At 46.1% G+C, this 20,348-nt stretch carries 20 protein-coding genes; 6 read left to right on the top strand and 14 right to left on the bottom strand.

From position 1 onward, the window contains the following. From Q1A18_RS01420 to Q1A18_RS01390, 7 genes are all read right to left on the bottom strand, one after another. Positions 1-1,119, bottom strand: coding sequence for an ABC transporter permease (locus Q1A18_RS01420; protein ID WP_299576573.1), 1,119 nt, complete (start codon positions 1,117-1,119; stop codon positions 1-3). Between the two features lie 107 nt (positions 1,120-1,226). Next, positions 1,227-2,333: an ABC transporter permease gene (locus Q1A18_RS01415; RefSeq protein WP_299576571.1), complete on the bottom strand. Its 1,107-nt coding sequence runs from the start codon at positions 2,331-2,333 to the stop codon at positions 1,227-1,229. Positions 2,334-2,425: 92 nt separating this feature from the next. Next, positions 2,426-3,214 (bottom strand): ABC transporter ATP-binding protein, encoded by a 789-nt coding sequence (locus Q1A18_RS01410; protein WP_299576569.1) that lies wholly within the window; start codon positions 3,212-3,214, stop codon positions 2,426-2,428. A 36-nt stretch (positions 3,215-3,250) separates the two neighbouring features. Next, positions 3,251-4,162 (bottom strand): ABC transporter ATP-binding protein, encoded by a 912-nt coding sequence (locus Q1A18_RS01405; protein ID WP_299576566.1) that lies wholly within the window; start codon positions 4,160-4,162, stop codon positions 3,251-3,253. Between the two features lie 51 nt (positions 4,163-4,213). Beyond that, the gene (locus Q1A18_RS01400) at positions 4,214-5,092 is read right to left on the bottom strand and encodes an HlyD family efflux transporter periplasmic adaptor subunit (RefSeq protein WP_299576564.1); all 879 of its coding nucleotides are present in this window, start codon (positions 5,090-5,092) and stop codon (positions 4,214-4,216) included. Between the two features lie 11 nt (positions 5,093-5,103). Then, positions 5,104-6,372 carry a TolC family protein gene (locus Q1A18_RS01395; protein ID WP_299576562.1) on the bottom strand — a complete coding sequence of 423 codons (1,269 nt, stop codon included), beginning with the start codon at positions 6,370-6,372 and terminating at the stop codon, positions 5,104-5,106. Between the two features lie 12 nt (positions 6,373-6,384). Continuing rightward, complete coding sequence (locus Q1A18_RS01390) at positions 6,385-6,999, bottom strand: TetR/AcrR family transcriptional regulator (protein ID WP_299576560.1); 615 nt, start codon at positions 6,997-6,999, stop codon at positions 6,385-6,387. A gap of 226 nt (positions 7,000-7,225) precedes the next feature. On the opposite strand from Q1A18_RS01390, the gene Q1A18_RS01385 reads away from it, so the two are divergent. Further along, entirely contained in the window at positions 7,226-8,032 is an 807-nt protein-coding gene (locus tag Q1A18_RS01385; RefSeq protein WP_299576558.1) for a DUF1080 domain-containing protein, read from the top strand. A 211-nt stretch (positions 8,033-8,243) separates the two neighbouring features. Next, the gene (locus Q1A18_RS01380; protein WP_299576556.1) at positions 8,244-8,675 is read left to right on the top strand and encodes an SRPBCC family protein; all 432 of its coding nucleotides are present in this window, start codon (positions 8,244-8,246) and stop codon (positions 8,673-8,675) included. Here Q1A18_RS01380 and Q1A18_RS01375 read toward each other — a convergent pair. The 7 genes from Q1A18_RS01375 to Q1A18_RS01345 form a co-directional block, all read right to left on the bottom strand. Beyond that, positions 8,672-9,622 (bottom strand): DMT family transporter, encoded by a 951-nt coding sequence (locus Q1A18_RS01375; protein ID WP_299576554.1) that lies wholly within the window; start codon positions 9,620-9,622, stop codon positions 8,672-8,674. The two genes, Q1A18_RS01380 and Q1A18_RS01375, sit on opposite strands and share 4 nt — an antisense overlap. A gap of 36 nt (positions 9,623-9,658) precedes the next feature. Continuing rightward, on the bottom strand, positions 9,659-10,933 hold the full coding sequence (locus Q1A18_RS01370; RefSeq protein WP_299576552.1) for a pitrilysin family protein: 1,275 nt from the start codon (positions 10,931-10,933) through the stop codon (positions 9,659-9,661). Beyond that, complete coding sequence (locus Q1A18_RS01365) at positions 10,930-12,168, bottom strand: pitrilysin family protein (RefSeq protein ID WP_299576550.1); 1,239 nt, start codon at positions 12,166-12,168, stop codon at positions 10,930-10,932. The genes Q1A18_RS01370 and Q1A18_RS01365 overlap by 4 nt, the downstream gene beginning before the upstream one ends. 3 nt (positions 12,169-12,171) lie before the next feature. Then, positions 12,172-13,128 (bottom strand): nitronate monooxygenase, encoded by a 957-nt coding sequence (locus tag Q1A18_RS01360; protein ID WP_299576547.1) that lies wholly within the window; start codon positions 13,126-13,128, stop codon positions 12,172-12,174. 421 nt (positions 13,129-13,549) lie between these two features. Next, on the bottom strand, positions 13,550-14,824 hold the full coding sequence (locus Q1A18_RS01355; protein WP_299576545.1) for a hypothetical protein: 1,275 nt from the start codon (positions 14,822-14,824) through the stop codon (positions 13,550-13,552). A gap of 40 nt (positions 14,825-14,864) precedes the next feature. Next, positions 14,865-15,320 (bottom strand): zf-HC2 domain-containing protein, encoded by a 456-nt coding sequence (locus Q1A18_RS01350; protein WP_299576543.1) that lies wholly within the window; start codon positions 15,318-15,320, stop codon positions 14,865-14,867. Further along, positions 15,307-15,792 (bottom strand): sigma-70 family RNA polymerase sigma factor, encoded by a 486-nt coding sequence (locus Q1A18_RS01345; RefSeq protein WP_299576541.1) that lies wholly within the window; start codon positions 15,790-15,792, stop codon positions 15,307-15,309. The genes Q1A18_RS01350 and Q1A18_RS01345 overlap by 14 nt, the downstream gene beginning before the upstream one ends. 830 nt (positions 15,793-16,622) lie before the next feature. Between Q1A18_RS01345 and Q1A18_RS01340 the strand changes: the two genes are divergently transcribed. The 4 genes from Q1A18_RS01340 to nrfA all read left to right on the top strand — a co-directional run bounded on the left by Q1A18_RS01340 (position 16,623) and on the right by nrfA (position 20,340). Further along, positions 16,623-17,198, top strand: coding sequence for a signal peptidase II (locus tag Q1A18_RS01340; RefSeq protein ID WP_299576539.1), 576 nt, complete (start codon positions 16,623-16,625; stop codon positions 17,196-17,198). A gap of 50 nt (positions 17,199-17,248) precedes the next feature. Then, complete coding sequence (locus tag Q1A18_RS01335; protein WP_299576537.1) at positions 17,249-18,007, top strand: DUF169 domain-containing protein; 759 nt, start codon at positions 17,249-17,251, stop codon at positions 18,005-18,007. Between the two features lie 233 nt (positions 18,008-18,240). Next, positions 18,241-18,813, top strand: a complete 573-nt coding sequence (gene nrfH, locus Q1A18_RS01330) for a cytochrome c nitrite reductase small subunit (protein WP_299576535.1) — start codon at positions 18,241-18,243, stop codon at positions 18,811-18,813. A gap of 12 nt (positions 18,814-18,825) precedes the next feature. Continuing rightward, positions 18,826-20,340, top strand: coding sequence for an ammonia-forming cytochrome c nitrite reductase (gene nrfA / locus Q1A18_RS01325; RefSeq protein ID WP_299576533.1), 1,515 nt, complete (start codon positions 18,826-18,828; stop codon positions 20,338-20,340). Positions 20,341-20,348 lie beyond the last annotated feature (8 nt).

Genomic DNA, 20,348 nt, shown 5'->3' with positions numbered 1-20,348 from the left:
TTAGCTTGTTTTTCGATAACGCCAGATGGACAAGCCCAAAAAGGAAGTTCCAATAATCAGCAGCGAAACAAATTCCTGCCACAAATCAAAAAAGCCGGAGCCCTTTAAAACCACCATTCGCATAATGCGCATGAAGTAATAAATCGGGTTAATGCGATCGAGCCACTGCGCCCACTCCGGCATGCTCTCAACTGGCGTAAAAATGCCGCCCATCAAAATAAAAATCATCATAAAAAAGAAAGTCACAAACATGACCTGCTGCTGTGTTTCCGTTACGGTGGAAATAAACAGCCCCAGCCCCAACACGCCTACCAGGTAAAGGGCAGCAAAACCAAACAACAAGGGAAGACTTCCGACTATAGGCAGGTTAAAAACCAGCCGGGCAATCAACAAACCAAAAGCCAGGTCGAACAAAGCAATTACCAGAAAAGGCAGCAGCTTACCCAAAATAAACTGATACTTTTTGATTGGCGTCACATTCAACTGCTCAATGGTTCCCATTTCCTTTTCACGCACCAGATTCATGCCCGACAAAAACATGCCGATAATGGTGACCAGAATCGCCAAAATACCGGGCGCCATATACCATTTGTAATCCAGCTCCGGATTGAACCAATACGTATCTTTCACCCGGACTTGCATGGGCGGATTAAACTCCGGCAGGCTTTTCCATTCAGCAATAATTTCGCGGTTAAAACCTGTCAAAATCCCCCGAGCGTAAGAATAAATCAGCGACGCTTTGTTGCCATCAATGGCATTGATCAGCAATTCAACCTTGGCTTCATCCTCCCGAACCAGTGCCCGCTCAAAATCCTGCGGGATGATCAGCACAAAATCGGCAGCTTCTTTCTTGAAGCTGTTTTCAGCATCCGTCACATCAAAGGAAGCATCGTAAATCCGAAAAAATGGCGACGCTTCAAACTTTGCCACCAACTCACGCGAAGCTTCCGACTGATCTTGATTAACCAGGTACAAATCCACATTTTCCAGGTCGTACGTAGCTGCAAAAACAAGCACCAGCATTTGCACCAACGGCAGTACAAAAATCATAGGCAGCATGGTTTTATTGCGAAAAACCTGAATGAACTCTTTCTGAAGAATATAGCGTAAAGTTCTCATAACTTAATTCTTGAAGTCTGTTGAAAAAATTTGAATGTTCTTGAAGCCAATCGCCTCGCCGCGCTTTTCATGGTATTGCACTGCTTTTCTTTCCATATTTTCATCACTTATTCCAACCTCATTTTAAATTTCCTCACCGCAATAGCGGTAAATACAACGGCCATCCCCAGTAAAATCAGGGTCTCCTTCCACACATACAGAAAGCCGGTTCCTTTTAACATCACATTTTTCAAAATAACAATAAACCAGCGCGGAGGCATCAGGTGCGAAATGATTTGCAGGGGCACAGGCATATTCTCAATGGGAAAAATAAATCCCGACAACAAAATCGTGGGTAACATCAGTGCAATCATGGAAATAAACATGGCTACCATCTGGTTTTTAGAAACGGTGGAAATAAGGATTCCCAGGCATAGCGCCATCAGAATAAACAAAATGCTTTCGGCCATAAGCAACACCCAGCTACCTGCAATGGGCACCCCAAACACCCAGTGACCAATCAGTAATATAACCAGGGCATTGATGATGGATAAGGCCAGGTAAGGCGCCACTTTACCCAAAATAATCTGCACCGGACGCAAAGGCGAAACCAGCAAAATCTCCATGGTTCCCAGCTCCTTTTCGCGGGTGATGGAAATGGAAGTCATCATGGCTGAAATCAGCATCAGAATCATGGCCATAATGCCCGGCACAAACATATACACCGACCGCAACCCTTCGTTGTAAAACATGCGTACTTCCGGCTCCAATTGCATTGGAAGCGCCAACTCCCCCATTTCCTTCAGGATATAATCATTGATGATTCCGGAAGTATAACTGGCCAACAGTTTCCCCATATTGGGGTCGGACGCGTCGGCAATCACCTGCACATTGGCCTTTCCTTCCTTCTCCAGAGTTTGTGCGAAATTGGGTTCAAACACCAGCACTTCCTTCACTTTACCTTTTCTGAAAATAGCTTCCACATCTTCGGTACTTTCCAGGTATTGATCCAGAATGAAATAGCCCGAAGAAAGCAGCTTGGCGGTAATTTCCTGCGTAACCTCATCTTTCGACTGGTCGTAAATGGCCAGATGCGCATCCTTAATTTCGTTGGTGATGACCGTTCCAAACAGCATCAGCTGGGCTATCGGTATTCCAAACAGAATAATCATGGTTCGCACATCCCGAAAAATGTGGAAAAACTCCTTTTTAACAAATCCCCAAAAACGTTTCATACTATTGTTTCAAATCTAGTGTATCGAGTTGTGAGTATTGAGTCGTGAGTTATCAATGCCTCACAAATCGCTACTCATAGCTCATTTCTTCCTTACTCCCCATTTTGTGCGCCACGCGCCAACTTCAGGAAAACACCGTTCATATCTTCCGACAGGAATTGCTGTTTCAATTTTTCAGGCGTATCCAGCGCAGCAATCCGACCATCCACCATAATGGAAACCCGGTCGCAATATTCAGCTTCGTCCATGTAATGGGTGGTTACAAAAATGGTTTTCCCTTCAGCTGCCGCTTCGTAAATAAAATCCCAAAACTGGCGTCGGGTAATCGGGTCGACACCTCCGGTTGGTTCATCCAGAAAAATAATCTTCGGATCGTGAAGCAAAGCTACCGAAAAGGCCAACTTTTGCTTCCATCCCAATGGCAACGAAGCAATAAGCTTATCCCGGGCATCCTCCAACTGTAGCTTTTGCAACAATACCCGTTCTTTCTCTTTTCGCTGCTTGACCGAAATTCCATAGATCCCCGCATAAAACCGAATGTTTTCGGCAACAGTCATGTCCTCGTACAAAGAAAACTTCTGGCTCATGTAGCCAATGTTACGCTTGATTTGCTCGGCTTGCCTGTACACGTCAAAACCACCCACCGACAACTCGCCGGAGGTTGGACTGGACAAGCCGCATAAAATGCGCATGGCTGTTGTTTTTCCAGCTCCGTTGGCTCCCAAAAAACCAAAGATCTCGCCTCGGTAAACCTCGAAGTTCAAATGGTCATTTGCCACAAAACTGCCGAACTTTTTGACCAGGTTCCGAACCTCAATCACCTTCTCCCTGGCGCTGGTTACTGCATCCCCTACCTTTGTATTTATAGACTCAATTTTCATCAATGCTCTGTTTAATAAACCATTCAAGCAAACTCACTACTCTTCATTCCCAACTATCAGGGCCATGAACACATCCTCAATGCCAGGCGCAATCTGGTGCACCTGCAACTGCTGATGATTTTTAGTCTTTAGGTAACGTTCCAACTCATAGGCTGTCAGCCCTTCCTTTTTAGGAGTAACATGCGCAAACTGACCAAAGGCATAAGCCGTGTCAATTGAATCCCATTCGCGCAAATCAAGAATCAGGCGGTGCATTTCTGTCGAACGTGCGGCCAACAAAGTACGTGTATAGTTTGCCACAATTTGCTCCGGTGGATCAATACGCAAAATCTCCCCTTTCTGCATCAGTGCCACCCGATCGCACAAGCCCGCTTCGTCCATGTATGGTGTTGACACCAGGATTGTGATTCCTTGCGTTTGCAGCTTTTTCAACATATCCCAAAACTCTTTACGCGACACGGCATCCACCCCCGTCGTTGGTTCGTCCAGCACCAGAATCTTAGGTTTATGAATCAACGCGCATGACAAAGCCAACTTTTGCTTCATTCCTCCGGAAAGCTTCCCGGCCAGTCGTTTTTTGAAAGGTTCAATCTGCTGATAAATATCTTTGATGAGTGCGTAATTTTCTTCAATGCTTGTTCCGAAAACCGTAGCAAAAAATGCCAGATTTTCCTCCACCGACAAATCCTGGTAAAGCGAGAAACGCCCCGGCATATAACCTACCAGCTGCCGGATTTCCTTGTAATCACGAACGACATCCAGTCCATGCATCGCAGCCTGTCCTTCATCAGGCAAAAGCAAAGTCATCAGGATTCGCATCAAGGTCGTTTTGCCCGCTCCATCCGGTCCAATCAAACCAAAAAGCTCGCCTTCCTGAACCTCAAACGAAATGCGCTGAAGTGCCTGAACATCTTTGTAGGACTTTGAAATGTTATTTACTCGAATCATCGCTGTTCCCTTTTCAGTGGTTCGTATTGATTGTTTTTTTTCAGCCTGTCCCTAAAATTTAACTTCTCCGGGCATGCCAATTTTCAGGCGGCCATCATTTTTCACCCGGATCTTTACGGCATAAACCAGCTTCACCCGTTCTTCCTTGGTTTGAATGATTTTAGGCGTAAACTCCGCTTCCGACGAAATCCAACTCACCTTGCCGGATAGCGACTCATTTTCAGTTTTGTTTTTATCGATCAGCACCTCTACCTGCTGCTCTAGCTGTATCGCAGCCAATTGGGCCCCGCTCACATACACGCGCAAGTCCAGCTCTGTCAGGTCGCCAAGTTTAACCACCGCCTTGCCGGGAGCAGCCAACTCGCCCAGTTCCATATACTTTTCAAGCACCACACCGTCCATCAAACTGGTAATCGCACACTTCGCCAACTTATCTTCGGCAATGGCCAGCTGAGCCTCCAGCACATCCAGCTCGCTGTTGATGGAAATAAAACGCGTGTTGGTACTTTGCAGTTGCTTTTCCAGAACCTGCATCTGTCCATCCACATCATCAACCTGCTGCTGGGTGGCGGCCCGGTCGGCAAACAGTTTGTGAACACGATCTTGCTGAATCTTCAGGTTTTTGATCTGCTCCTGCTGTACCTCAACCTGTGCGCGTAAATTCACCTTCTGGCTGGCAACCGCCTTTTTCTGAGCATTCAACTGTTTAATCTGCAAACTCAACTGGGTGGTATCAACCAGGCCCAGCACCTGCCCCCGAGTGACCTGATCCCCCAATTCGATATCGAAACGAATCAGTTTTCCGGCAATTTCCGAAGAAACAATCACCTCCTCCGTCTCGAAGTTGCCATAAGCATCCGAGCGATCATCGTTTCCTGTGCATGCCACCAGGCTAAGCAAAGCCAAAATCCATAGGTATTGTCGTTTCATTACTCTTTGTTTTAAGGGTTATTTCCTTTGATTGTCTGATAATTTACTTTGGCCGCTTCCAGTTGCGCCTTGTGGGTTTCCAAGGCAATCCGCGCTGCCAGCTCCGCATTCAAATCCTGCAGGTAATCCGAAGTGGTAATGGTTCCGTTTTCAAGCTTCGATGCAGCACTGGCTGTAATGCGGGCCTGCAGGTCAATGAGCTCCTGATCGCTGAGCAGCAAGGCTTTCAGTTGCTCCATTTTCCGGTACTCGCCATCCAGCGCAATCCGGATGTTTCGCTCAAACTGCCGCTCACGGGTTGTCACCAGATCCTGCTGAATTTGAATAATCTCCTTTTCCCGGCGGGTATTCTTCCAGTCAAATGCCGACCAGCTCACTCCGAGTCCGACTAAAGCATAAGTATCGAAATCGCTGCTAAGCATGTTCAGTCCGGGACGCCCATAGCCTGCCTGTCCAAACCCAAACAGTTTAGGATTACGCTTTTTCTGAAGCAAATCAGAAGAAGCTGCCAGCAGGCTGGTTTGTGTTTCGAACAAAGCCAGTTCTGGTCGGCCAGGCAACTGATTTAAGTCTGGTTGCTGCGATTCTATTTCCAGTTGCTGCAGGTCATCCGGGTGCTTTCCGGTTAAAATGGCCAAGGCTGCCACAACCGTTTCTCGCTGCGATTGCAGTTCCAGCTGTTGTTGCTTTACCTTTACCTGTTCAGCCCGAATTTGATCCAAATCCGACTCCAGGCGCATGCCATTCTCAACCGCAGAGAACATCTGGGTTTCACGCGCTGTCAGGGTTTCCAGTTTCCGCTCCAGAAGAGCCAGGTTCTGCTGAATCAGAAAACTGGAAAAAAACAAGCTGTTCACCTGCTCTCTTAACTGGTATAGCTCAACTTCCACCGCCTGCAGGTTCGTTGCAGTTCTGGCCTGTTCCAATATGGCATTGGCCTTGGTCAGTCCACCATCCCAAATACTTTGCTTCACATCCAGGTACATTTTGTACTGATCTTTCGCCTGCCCGGGAATCGCCACATTGGGAAGTGCAATACCCACTTCGGTTACATCTGTCTGGTAAGTCGCCTGCGCGTTTAAATCCACTTGGGGCAACTTATTGGTTTCGTTGTTTTCCAGCTTCAGCGTACCCATTTGTTCGTACAGTTCCTTTTGTTGCAGCAGCGGATGGTATTCGCGGGCCCATTGCTGACAATCTTCCAGCGAAACAGGCTGCTGCCCCCACGCCACCTGCACTGTCAGCATCCCAATGAATATCAGTTCAATCACTCGTTTCATTTTTCTGCTCTTTTAATTGATGGGTTGAATGGCTCGAATTACAAATTGCTTCACTTCCTCTCTACGCTCCTCAAAAAAGGCCTGAGTAGCTTCTGGGTCTTCGTTAAATGCCACAAAGCTGATCACGGGCTTGGCAGCAAAGGGAAACACACACAAACCAACGACATTCACAACCAAGTGCTCCGGTTTCATGCGAATCAGTTCTCCCCGGTCCATGGCCTCCTGCATCACTTGAAAAATTGGCTCCAGCTTAAAGCCGTGTTTCATGACAAGTTTGAAAAATACAGACGGATCGCGATTGACTTCCTTCAGGATAAAGCCCGGTAAATACGGATGCTTAAGCAGCAAATCCAGGTAAGTGTCAATGGCTTGTTCCACTTTATCGACAAAGGGAAGTTCAGCCTGTAAAATCTGCCCAATTTTTGGAAAAGCAAAGCTTACAATCTTCGAAAAAATGGCATCAAATAATTTATCCTTACTCCGAAAATAATAATGCAACAAGGCCTTATTGATTCCGGCAGCATCGGCAATTTCCTGCATGCGTGCTCCCTCCATTCCCTTTTGAACGAAAACCTGGGTCGCCGCCTCTAAAATTTTGTCTTCGGTAGTGTCTTTTGCAGCATTCATCGCTATTCTGTTTTTGAAGTTGACTTAATTAATCAGCAAATTTAACCAATTGGTTAAATCATGCAGTCAAAAGTAAAGGCTTAAAAATTAAGATCCAAGCTTTTTAACCAAAATATTTAACTATTTGGTTAAAGCTAGTTTTGAGCTGAATTTGAGACAACAGCAAATTCAAGATGTTTACTAATTAAAAAATTGTTATTTTCACGCTTGAACTAAATAAAATCTAATGAAAAGCATCAAATTCAAACCTTCATTTTTACTATCAGCAACGCTGGCCATCTTTCTGTTTTGTTCGTGTCAACCTCAAAAAGAAAAGGGGTGGATTCAATTGTTCAACGGGAAAGATCTGAGTGACTGGCAAATTAAAATTACCGGCCAGGAATTGGGTGTAAACTACAACAATACCTTTCGAGTTGAAGACGGCTTGCTAAAAGTACGATATGATGCCTATGACTCCTTCAACGGAGAATTTGGCCATCTTTTTTACAAACACAATTACTCGCACTACAAAATGCGTATTGAGTACCGCTTTGTAGGCGAACAGGCACCAAACGGGCCGGGATGGGCGTTCCGCAACAGCGGAATCATGATTCACGGACAGCCTGCAGAAACCATGGAAAAGGACCAGGATTTCCCAACATCAATTGAAGTGCAGCTTTTAGGAGGCAACGGAACTGATGAGCGCTCAACCATGAATTTATGTACTCCCGGAACCAACGTGGTTATGGATGGTAAGCTGGTGTTGGATCACTGCATCAACTCCAGCTCCAAAACCTACCATGGCGACCAATGGGTAACTGCTGAAATTGAAGTTTACGGCGACTCGCTCATCAAACACCTGGTTGACGGGGAAGTGGTTATGCAATACACACAGCCACAGCTGGACGAGCGTGACCCCAGCTACCAAAAATTGCTGCCCCCCGATGGCAACAAACTGCTAAAAGGAGGGTCTATTTCCCTGCAGGCCGAAAGCCACCCGGTTGATTTCCGGAAGGTGGAGCTGCTCAATTTAGGGGATGATTGTTGCCACTAATCCAAAGCTTAATCGATGAAAACACTAATAAGCTAACGAATAGCAGAAGTGGTTACTGAACATTGAGTTTCACACCGATTTTACATACAAACCCGGCAGACATTGGGACTGGCTGCCGGGCTTGCAAACTCAATGACAGCGGCCTGCTTCTTCGCGATTCACAACAATCAAGTTTCTGAAGATCTTGAATGTTTTAAGACAAAATTGCGTTATGAAAATTGAAGTCAATAAAAAGGCACCAGCCTTTCATGAAACAACAATTTTAATCCATGCTCCGGCCGAAAAAGTTTACAAAGTACTTTCAGGCATCAACAACTGGCCCAAATGGCAGACGGAGGTAACGGAGACCATGTTGCATGGACGGGCCACCGAGGAAACATCTTTCGCATGGAAAGCCGGGGGATTTAAAATAAAGTCACGGATTCACACAGCCAATCCACCCCACGAGTTCGGATGGACGGGCCAGATGCTCTGGCTCAAGGCTATTCACAACTGGATTCTGATTCCGCAAGGAAAATCCACCCAAGTTATTGTACAAGAAAGTCTGGAAGGCTGGCTGGCCCGCTTTATGCAAAAAAACCTGACCAACGGGATGGCACAAAACCTTTATGAATTGAAACTGGAAGCCGAAAAACCCGACTAAAGGGAGGCTTCCGGTTTTACAAGGGCCGCATTTCTTTTGATCTGACGGGCCGCTCTGCGGTTCGAATAGTTCAAAACCAACAAAGAGCAGGCAATAATCAGCATCCCTGAAATGGAAACCCAATCGGGCGATTCATCCGGCATAAACACCCAGCCCAACACAGCTCCGGCCACCGGAACCAAAAACTTCCAGGTATTTAGCTCCGACACTTTGACGCCCGGGCGTTCCAAAAGAGTAAACCAAATACTAAAAGCAGCTGCCGACAAAAAGCTCAGCCAACCAAGTGCATAAAAATATTCCGGAGCCACAGCTCTCAGGCCAAAGCCTTCCAACGGAACAGAAATCAGTAGGAGTCCAATCCCACCAATAAAAAGCGATGAGGAGCTAAGTACCACCGGCGACAATCCTTTCGGCTTTTTAGCCACCATCACATTTGAGAATCCGGAAACAAAATTATTCATCAACAGCAAAGCAATTCCCCACAGGCTTATTTTAACGCCTGAAGGCAGTTCGCTGCGACCAAACGTAATCACCCCAACTCCAATCACCCCAACTAAGATGCTCAGCGTTTTCACCAGGTCCATTTTATCATTGTGAAAGCTAAAATGCGACACCACCGAAATAAACAAAGGCGAGGCACCAATAATTAAGGCAGAAATGGAAGCCGGTAGCAGGTTTATCCCCGCATAAAAGAACATGTACTGCACAACCGTTTGCAACAAGGCAATGAGTAAAATAAATCGGCTGTTTTCAAAAAGTTGTCTGCGGTATTCCTTGAAATTGTTGAAATACAGAAAAAGCATCAACCCCGAAAGTGTAAACCGCACTCCGGCAAACTGAAACGGGCTGTGGTATTGCAAGCCGATTTTGACCCCCACAAAAGCAGACGACCATAGCAAGCAAGCTATGATCGCCAAAAAAATCGTATTCGAAAAAAGGTTTCTCACGTAAATTCAATTAATCCATAAAAAGGCTGGCAGCGCTTATGCACCGGCAACAACCGTATAAAAATCTTCTTGCTGAAGATATTTTTGAGCCAGTGCCTGCAAATCGGCCGGCTGAATCGTTAGCAAGGTTTGATAGTATTGCTCATAAAAACGATGATCGAGCCCAAAATCGGCCACCGCCTGAAACGACTGCGCCTGAGCAAAAGGCCCGTCAAAGTCACGTACAAATTCACCCAGCAAGTACTGACGCACGCGGTACAACTCTGCCTCCGAAACCAGTTCTTCGCGCAGTTTCTTCATTTCCAAAAACACCTCGCGAATGGTAGCTTCTTCGTAGGATTGATCTGTTTCGGTAGCAATCACCCAGTAACCAGCTTCTTTCAGCCCCACCACTGAGGAGCCAATGCCGTAAGTGTATCCTTTCTCTTCCCGAATATTGGCCATCAGTCGCGAACTAAAGTAGCCTCCCAAAAGCGTATTCAACACCTGCAAGCCCAGGTAATCCGGATGATCCTTTTTCACCAGTAAACGACCGATGCGAATGGCAGACTGAATGGCTTCCTGCTTCACCACCCGCTGCTCTTTTTGGCTTGAAGGCTGAACAAAGAACCGACGAGAGTCAAGCGCCAGCCCTTGCCAGTCGTTATCTCCAAAATGCTTATCCAACAAGTCGATCAGGTTCGGGTCTGTTTTTCCGGAAGCCAGAATCCGGCAATTTTCCGATCGGTAATGACAAGCATAAAAGCCCAGCAAATCGCCACGGGTAATGGCTTCAAAATCCTTCAGCTGCACGGTTTGTGCATACGGGTGCTCATCGCCGAACAAAACCGAGGAAAACTTCTTTTGACACAGCACTTTCACTTTTTCATTTTCCAGCAAAAAGCGCTGCTTCCGACGACGGATCATAGTTTCCACTTCATGCGCTTCCATTAGCGAGTGCTTGACCAGATCTTCGACAACCGGCAGCAACTTGGGCAAATGCTTGTTCAAGCTAATCAGGCTGATCACTCCTTGATGATGATCAACTGCAAACTGAATGTAGGCCCCATGAAAATCCATAATTTCAGCCAACTGTGCCCCTGAATAATTCAGGCTGCCCTCCTGCAGCATCGCATTGCTCAGCGCCGCCTGCAGAGGCTTGTTTTCATACCACAAGCCGGCGTCGAAACAAAAATCAAGCCGGGTAACTTCCTGCGTGCCGGCATTTAAAATATGAACCGGAAGTCCGTTGCTCAGCCGGTTGGTGTCCGGAACCAACATATCCGGTTTTCCGGTTTCACTCACCGGAGGTTGTATGGTGCGATCGATCATTTCTTTGCTAAATAATTTAATTGAGAACAATTGGTTTCCTGAAATAACTCCTGCGCCTGCAACATCAAATCAGCGCTGCTTATTGAACGGTAAATCACCATCTGCTCGTTGATTCGTTCAGCCCGGTCAATATTTTCAAAGTTGGCCAGCTCCTGGGTCATATTCAGGTAGTTCATTTGCGAATAGACCAGGTTGGCCTCCAGCTTATTCTTCACCTTTTCCAGTTCAACAGCCGATACCAACTCCTGCTGCATGTGCTGCAGCTCCTTCCAGATGGCAGCTTTGGCCCGGGGTATTGTAACGCCCTCGGCCAACTTGCCGGAAACAATGAACAAGCCCGGATCGTGATCGCCCGAAACGTAAGCATCAAGCTCAACAAACAGCTTTTCTTCCTTCACCAAGCGCTGATACAAACGCGAACTATTTCCATTCGACAACACATCCGAAATCAAATCGCAAACATAGTAGCCACGCTGCCGGCGGTCAGGCATATGAAAAGCCAGGTACAACGCTGTATCCGGTACATCGCGTTCAACCGTCATCTCCCGAAACTCCTGCTGCCTGGGTTCCTGCGGAATAGGTGCCTTGTTCACGTTTCGGTTCGGAATATCGCCAAACCACTTATTGGCCAGCTTCAGACATTCCTCCGGATCAACGTGCCCACTCAGAATCAGCACCGCATTGTCGGGCGCATAAAACCGATAGAAGAAAGCTTTGACCTCTTCCAGGCTGGCATCGGCAATGTGACTGATTTCCTTCCCAATGGTTTGCCACTGGTAAGGGTGTACCTTATAGGCCAACTCTCGCAGCAAAGGCCATACATCACCATAGGGCTGATTCAGGTTACGCTGCTTAAACTCTTCAATCACCACATTTTTTTGCACATTCAACTTTTCTTCCGAGAAATCCAGCTCCAACATGCGGTCCGACTCCAACCAAAAGCCTGTTTCCAGGTTTTCCTTCGGAAGGGTCAGGTAATAATTGGTCAGATCATTGGTGGTATAAGCATTGTTTTCACCGCCGGCGTGCTGAAGTGCATCATCGTAATCCGGGATGTTTTTGGTTCCGCCAAACATGAGGTGTTCAAATAAGTGGGCAAAGCCAGTTCGTTCCGGACTTTCATTCTTTGCCCCAACATGGTAACACACATCCAAAGCCACCATGGGCGTTGAATAGTCGGGATAAACTATCAGCTGAAGCCCGTTGTCGAGCTTATATCGTTCAAATTTGATCATAAATTAAAATGAGAAATTAGCACCATCAACAAGATCGCGGCGCACTTGTTCATACTCCGAAATTAAGCGCGTCATCACTTCCTCCACCGTAGGAATATCGTTTAGCTGAGCAGCCACCTGCCCGATTTCCAACTCACCTTCATCCAGGTTTCCTTCAAACATGCCCAGTTTAGCACGTCCTTTTCCCAATAAACGATTGAGTTCTTCGGCATCAGCCCCACGGAGCTCAGCCTCATTCACCTGCTTGAAAAATTCATTTTTCACCAGACGTACCGGTGCCAGCTTTTTGAGTGCGAGCTTAGTGCCACCCTCTCCCAGCCCAGCCACCAGTTGCTTGAAGTTTTCGTGTGCCGACGACTCCTGGGTCAGTGCAAAGCGCGACCCAATCTGTACACCATCGGCCCCCAGAGCCATGGCTGCCAACATGGCTTTTCCGCTACCAATGCCACCGGCTGCCAGCAGCGGAAGCTTCGTCGCTTTCCTAACCGAAGGAATCAGGCTTAGGGTCGTGGTTTCTTCGCGTCCGTTGTGTCCCCCGGCTTCAAAGCCTTCGGCAACAATGGCATCAACGCCGGCTTCTTCACATTTTTGGGCAAAATACGAGCTGGCAATCACATGAGCCACAATGATACCCCGTTCCTGCAACCACTTCGTCCACTTTTTCGGACTACCAGCCGAGGTAAACACGATGGGTACCTTTTCGGCCACAATCACCTCCATAATATCCTCCAGCTGCGGATACAGCATGGGGACATTTACCCCGAAAGGTTTATCGGTGGCTTGCCGGGTTTTCCGGATGTGTTCCTGCAATGTTTCGGGGTGCATGGAACCGGCGCCCAGCAGGCCCAATCCGCCCTGATTGCTAACGGCTGAAACCAACCGCCAACCACTACACCAAACCATTCCGCCCTGAATAACAGGGTATTTTATCCCAAATAACTGGGTAATTCTATTTTGCATGCTTGTCTTTCTTTCGTGTTTTCAACCAGTAGCCGCTACCGGTTTTTATTGAAAATGCAAAGGTAGCACAAATGATGGGAACTGAATACCGGGTGCTGGATGGTCATTTTTGTTGTCATTGATAGATCAGAAAGGCCGGATCCTTGACTATTGAAACAATGAGAATCATTCATAGATACCCCTTGACTGGCTGTAGAATTTGAAACCTAGAACTTGAAACAGCAAAAGTCATTTGGTGGCCATTATTCGTCATTTGATTGTCATCGGTTGTCATTTAAGTGTCATTGACAGACCTGGATAACCGGATTCTTGGAGCTAACTATTCCCTTCTTAAATGAAAAATCAGAATTCTTCCCTAAAGAATCCTGATTTCCAAATGACCTGATGCCTATAAATTAGAAAAACATTCTGCTTAAAACAGCTATTCCAGCTTAAAGCGAACCAAGCGCAATGGCACTCCATTGGCATTTTTCAAACGCTGAAGCGCATAAATGTAGCCATCATGAAACACCATTTTCGATGGGTTAATTTCCAACTCATAGTTATCGCATACAAAACTACTTTGACCTACGAACGTTCCTTGGTTATCGTAAATCCAAACGTGAAACTGATTCGTATTTTGTTCTTTCGGGAATTCAAAAATCAACAGGTTATCGTCTGAATCCTTCATCATTGTAGAAAACAAAGGAATAGGAATGGGATCGGTAATTTTTGCCAAATCTGCTTCCATCTCTGAAAGGATGGTTGCCATAGCCTTTTTGTTTTCTTCTTCTGAAACCCAAGAGGCAAACCTCGGATTTTGCAAACTTTTATATTTATCAATGGCTTTTTTCTGAATTTCCTTTTGCTCTTCTACCGAGATATAATTTTCGGCCCAGGTGATTTGGTCTTTGGCTACCAACTTCCCATCTAAATCATGCACACGGATTTCACCAGTTGTTGGATAGGCTATGACCAGTTTGTTTCCCGTACAAGCTATTTTAGGTGGAGCAGCCACTCCAAGAGAACTGGAATAAGGCATTGTTTGAAATCCGATGGCACCGCGCTCCTTAAATGCATAGGAATAATTAAAAAGCTTACAGTGTTCGTCAAGCGCACAACGATCAGTAAAATGATCCCAAATGATCTTCTGCTCATTGGTTTCACAATCAACTAAAGCAATAAAATCACGAAATTTATCAGCCCAAATCACCCAACCAACCACCGCAATTTTGTTGTTAGGCAAACCAATCATTTGCTTGGTCATGTAATCCAGCTTCAGGGTTTTCTTATAGTTCCCGTCGAAATCGAAACAAAGCATATTCCCCATGTTATCGAGCCCGGTAAAAAAAGTATTCCCATCGATAATTCCGTCAATATGATTGGTCTTTTTGAAGGAAGTTCCATCGGATTTGGTCACCTTAAATTCTTTGATAAACTTCCCATCGGGTGAAAATTTACTGTAATAATTACGATAAGCATGGTTGACAACAACCGAACCATCAGGTAATACCAACAAGGATTTCCGGTTTCCCATCGGCTTACCATACAATGTGTCGTAATAGGTTTCAAAAACCTGATCCCAATTATTTTCCGCAGCATACTGCTTGTCGGGAACCAGCTTAATGCTCGTTTTTTGATAGAGGTCTTTTAAGTTTTGACCAGACAGCGAGCATGCGAAAACCACTAAAAGTAAAGTCAATGCAAATTGTTTCATCGTATTTCGTTTTAAGAAATGAATGTAAATCAGTCTCTAATTATTCCAGCACGTACCCGGTAACATTTCCTTCCGGATCAATCAGGTTAATCTGCAAGCCCTGTTGACTGAAGGGCTGATTGGCATCCACCGGCCAATCGGAATGTTGAAGTATTGTCAACTCATCTTCAATGGCAGACTTTTCAGCAGAAGGATGATTCCAATGCAAAACAAAGAAAGCCAGCAGACAAGCAGCAGACAACGCCAAAACCAGTCTTTTTCGAAGGCTACCTAGCGGCACGCTCTTTGCCGGAGCAACAAAAGGAGGCACCACAACCGGCTCGTCAGCCACCTCCCGAATCATTCTTTTCATGCTCAAAGCCCATTGTCTTCTTTCGGCTACCAACTTAGCACACCCCGGACATACAGCCAGGTGGCGCGTTATCCTTTCGCTTTCCTCTGCTTGAACTTCCTCATCAATATATTGTTGGATAAGATCTTCGTCAATACAGCTCATACTTTTTATTTTTAAGTTCTGCTTCCAGCTTCTTCAACGTTCGCGAAAGTGTTTTCCCCACCGAAGAAAAGCGAATGCCCGTTGCCTCTGCCATTTCTTTGTAAGATAAACTTTCACTATACATCACCGCCAAAGCCCGTTCTACGGGTTTCAATTTACCCAAAGCCCGCTGCACGCGTATGCGGGTTTCCTGTTTTTCAATGCTCTGAAATTCGACCTGCCCCTCTGGTGCCGTTTCCAATTTCTGAAACCGGCCATTGTATTTCTGCTTGTCAATACATTTATTCAAAGTGGTGCGATACAACCAACTAAGGGGATATTCGACCACCATTCCTTTTTCCATTGTTTGAAAAAGCGTCAGAAACACTTCCTGAACAACATCAGCCGCTTCATCCGAATCCCCCAACATTTTAACGGCAACGCGAAAAACTGTTGGATAATGCTTCTGGTATAATTGATCAAATGCTTTCAAGCGACTCGTTTATTAGTTAGTCTGGATACAAGGCAATTTTGTGACATTAAATGGAAATTATTTAAATTATTGCTAGAATCAGCGCCATTAAGTCAATTAAAATTAAGAAAAGTAAACAAATGGCCGAAACAGGACATAAAACCCGAAACAGAAAAAGTCATTGGTAGTCATTTTACTGCCAGTAATTAGATGACCTCCCGGCTACCCCTCAGCCAAGTAGAAAACAAACAGAAACAGGCTAGCTGAGGCTCTGCTAATCGGAAAACAAAAAAAAACAAGCTGGCTGACCCTCAGCTGAGCAGAAAGTAAATAAGAACAGCCCGGCTGAGGCTCAGCTAAGTAGAAAACAAATAAAAACAGGTCAGCTGAGGCTCAGCCGCAAACATTTTTTTTCGTCCCGCGCAAAAAATTGAAGCATACCAAGCAGAAAGGCAACAAACGGTGGCGGATGACCAAAAAACCAGCCGGAAATGGAAAAATTCGGGTTGTGTCCCATTTCTGTCTGGTTTTTGGCAATTCCGTTCGGTTTGATCACTTTTCCGGACGGTTTGGTTGCATTTCCGTGCAGTATTGTGGCTTTTCCAGCTGGTTTTTCTCATTTCCAGACGGTCGGAGCTCAATCCGGATTGGTCTGCTTGCAATTCCGGGAGGTCGAAGCTAATTCTGGATAGAAGAAATCAAAACCGGTTGCCCCCTGTTTTCCAGGAAACCCCAAGTACTGCTTTACGCTCCGGCTAAGCCAAAAAGTTTTACAGCATAAAAACATAACTTCTTTCATCGTTTTGTTTTACTAACTTGCTCAACCCGTTGAATCCAAACAATGAGTTAAAATGAAAACACAAGCTATTCTAATCTGGATTCTGGTACTAATAGTTATTGACCAATCGATTAAAATTGTAATCTTCAACTTTTACGGAGATACTCATTTTGAGATTATCCCTTTCATGCTCGAATTTAAACCAACGTTTAATGTCAAGCACAGTTGGGTCAATACCCTACTAAACCAAATCGGGATAAATATTGGATTAGTGCCACACATCATTTTATTCGTGGCAATCGGAATTTCAATTCCGATCTATTTCTCCTTTTTCAGAAGCAAGATCTCTTCTGACAAAAAACTCGTAGATCTGGCAACTATATTTATAATGGCTGCCGTAGTTTGTGCCTTACTTGGAAACTTAGCATGGGCAAGAGGAACTCTTGATTATATCTACCTAAAGCCCTTATTCGTTTTCGATTTAAAAGATGTATACATTGATTTTGGTCTTGCCGCATTTTTAATTTACGCCTTCAAGAACAAGAAGCAATTAGAGGTAGCCACAAAAGTAAAAGCAAAAGATGTGTTCATGGAAACAATTGATCGATTACGACATACCAGACGAAAAGGCCAAACGCCCCATCAATAACCGGAAGAGACAAATTACCGTTGAACAACCTAAAAACATGGAGGTATACGATGAATAGCAAACTGATTGAAGCCTTGAGACTAAAAATGCAACCGGTGGCAGTAATCCATACCGACGATAAACCGGAAGATGGACTTCATTTTAAAGAAGGAAGCGTACGCGGCTGTGTGGCTGCCATGCTGGTGTCATCAAGCAAGAAAAACCGCCTGGCCTATTTTGACCGAAAATCCTATGGTTGTCCGGGTGGAGGCACCGGGCTGGGCTTTGGCAATTGCTACGGGCACTTCCCCATCGACTGTCTGCTTTCTACCGGCAGCAAGGAAATGGCCAGCCAAATGGGCCCTGCTGGGTCGTTGATGCTGGAAGGTGAACGCTTTTACAAAAATCCGGAACTGGCCAGAAAATGGGTTGATTCACTCCCCATGACCGATATTCCAACCCAATATGTGGTGTTTAAACCCTGGGAACAACTCACCGAGCAGGACAAGCCTGAGCTGCTCATCTTCTTTGCCAACGCCGACCAGCTATCGGCCCTGGTGGTTATGGCTGATTATAATCGTGGAACCAATCAGCACGTAACGGCGCCCTTTGGAGCAGCCTGTCAATCCATACTCTATGGCTACGCCGAAGCCAAAAAGGAAAATCCCGGCGGGGTAATTGGCTTTTTTGATATTTCGCAACGCTCTATTGTTGATCGGGAAACCTTAACCTTCACGGTTCCATTCCGATTGTTTCAGGAAATGGAGGCCAATGTGGAGGATAGTTTTCTGGAAATGCACGCCTGGAAAAAACTACAGGAACGGCAGTGATCGATTGGCTTTTCCCAGAAACAACAACTCTTGTCAGCCCAAGTTACTGATCAAAAATATAGTCCACCATACTTTTGATCCGACAGCTGGCAGACCGAGTGGTCTGCCAGCTGTCGGATGCTCCGGCTAAAAACCAAAACTTTTTTTACTGTTTTTTAGCTATTTGTAACATTGGTTACAACCTTAGCGGATGTGGTTACGTAGTTTTAATCATATAAAAAACACTATCAACTATGATCCGAAACCTACAGCCTCCTGCCAAGTGGAAAATTCCGGTCATCCTTGCATTGGGCGTTTTTACGGGCCTTTTTTTTCTTTCCCTTTACTTTTCCAAGGCCCACTCCTATTTGTCCAACGACCCGAAAACCTGTGTCAACTGTCACCTTATGGCCCCACAGTATGCCACCTGGAACCACAGTTCGCATCGCGAAGTAACCAACTGCAACGACTGCCACGTGCCGCACGACAATGTTTTTAACACCTACTATTTTAAGGCCAAAGACGGACTGCGTCACGCCACAATCTTCACGCTTCGCAAAGAGCCCCAAGTCATTTTCATTAAAGAAGAAGGTGCCGAAGTGGTTCATCAAAACTGTGTGCGTTGCCACGAAAATCAGCTGTTGGATGCCCGGCACAACAGCCTTGTAGCCAACTATGAATCGCACCGAACCGATCGCAAATGCTGGGAATGTCACCGCGAAGTGCCGCACGGCCGTGTCAACAGCCTGTCGAGTACGCCTTATGCGCGGGTGCCGCTACCCGAAAGCCCGGTGCCGGAATGGATAAAAAAATTAGATCTCAACTAAAAAACCAATCATATGAAATCATTAAAATCAACGATCGAGCAAAAGCCAATTATTGGTTGGCTACTTTTCCTGATTACCATACTTGTTGTATTTCTGCTGGGCTTACTGGCCTCCTCCATCATGGAACGCCGCGCCGAAGCCAGCTTTGTCAATGTTCCTCAAGTCACACTATCCGAATTTGAACCGCGCAATGAGCTGTGGGGCGAGAATTTCCCACGCGAATATCAGTCCTACTATCAAACGGCTGACACCAATTTCCGGAGCAAATACAACGGCAATACCATGATCGATATGCTGGAAGAAGACCCGCGACTGGTGGTCTTGTGGGCCGGTTATGGTTTCTCCAAAGACTATAACCAGGGGCGCGGACATTACTATGCCATAGAAGACATTCAGAAAACACTGCGTACCGGTGCTCCTAAAAACGCCAATGAAGGCCCCATGCCATCCACTTGCTGGACCTGTAAAAGTCCGGATGTTCCGCGTTTGATGGAAGAACATGGCGTAGCCGAATTTTACAAAGGGAAATGGGCCAGGCTGGGAGCCGAAGTGGTTAACACCATTGGTTGTGCCGATTGCCACGATCCGAAAACCATGAACCTGCGCATTACCCGTCCGGCACTGGTTGAAGCCTTCGAAAAAATGGGCAAAGACGTCAACAAAGCATCGCACCAGGAAATGCGAACGCTGGTTTGCGCCCAGTGCCATGTGGAATATTATTTCAACAAAGAGACTGTTGAAGGCGCCCAGTACCTTACTTTCCCATGGGCAAAGGGCTTAACCGTTGAAGATGCCGAAGCCTACTACGACGAAATGGGCTTTAGCGACTGGACACATGCCCTTAGCAAAGCTCCCATGCTGAAGGCGCAACATCCGGGCTACGAACTGTTTCAACAGGGTATTCATGCCGAACGCGGCGTTTCCTGTGCCGATTGTCACATGCCGTATAAGTCTGAAGGAGGCCAAAAGTTTACCGACCACCACATTCAGTCTCCCCTCAACAATGTCGCCAATTCCTGCCAGGTATGTCACCGGGAAGAAACCGCGACCCTGATCAAAAACGTATTTGACCGTCAGGATAAAACCATTAAAAACCGAGACAAGCTGGAGGAACTGCTGGTTAGGGCACACCTGGAAGCCCAGAAAGCCTGGGAACTGGGAGCCAACGAAGCAGAAATGGAGGCCATCTTAATGGGCATTCGTCATGCCCAGTGGCGTTGGGATTATGCTGCGGCCTCACATGGCGGATCGTTTCACGCCCCGCTGGAAACCAGCCGGATTATTTCTACCGGAATCACTATTGTCCAGGAAACCCGGATCAAACTGGCACGCTTGTTAGCCGCCAAAGGTTTTGATGAAGAGCTCCCCTATCCTGATATTTCAACCAAAGCCAAAGCGCAGGCTTTTATTGGCCTGGATATGGAGAAGGAGAATGCCGAAAAGGCTGATTTCCTGGAAAACGTTATTCCTGTTTGGCTTGAAGCAGCTCAGCAGCGCGAAGATTCATGGGATGTGGTTAGAAACTAAAAACACCG

The organism is uncultured Sunxiuqinia sp. (assembly GCF_947495665.1).
Classification (GTDB): domain Bacteria; phylum Bacteroidota; class Bacteroidia; order Bacteroidales; family Prolixibacteraceae; genus Sunxiuqinia; species Sunxiuqinia rutila.
The sequence above is the reverse complement of the archived record's forward strand: the minus strand, read 5'-3'. Positions and strand labels throughout refer to the sequence as shown.